This is a genomic window from Streptomyces blattellae (genome assembly GCF_009709555.1).
GTDB lineage: Bacteria > Actinomycetota > Actinomycetes > Streptomycetales > Streptomycetaceae > Streptomyces > Streptomyces blattellae.
This window is the reverse complement of sequence record NZ_WJBG01000072.1, coordinates 1-213: the sequence shown is the minus strand read 5'-3', so window position 1 is coordinate 213 and position 213 is coordinate 1. Positions and strand designations below refer to the sequence as shown.

1 protein-coding gene is annotated in these 213 nt (G+C 63.8%); it reads right to left on the bottom strand.

The window, feature by feature from the left end; all coding sequences use genetic code 11:
- Positions 1-20 precede the first annotated feature (20 nt).
- Positions 21-213 (bottom strand): hypothetical protein (locus GFH49_RS39720; protein WP_230396105.1); only part of this gene is annotated, 193 nt, incomplete at its 5' end.

The following is a 213-nucleotide window of genomic DNA, read 5'->3' as shown; positions in this document are numbered from 1 at the left end:
CACGGACCACAGCCACAGGCTCAACAACCCAGCTCAACCAGTCCCCGCAGAAGAGCTACACCCTTCGGCATTTCCTGCTGAGTGTTGATGGCTGCGAGGGCGAATGCCAGGCGATAGTCATGTGCTGCGCCTTCAAGCGGGACGCCATCCCCCCCACCCGGCTCCCCGCTCTTCATGCCCCGGAAGCTACACGCTTGCTCGACGCTGCGCTCC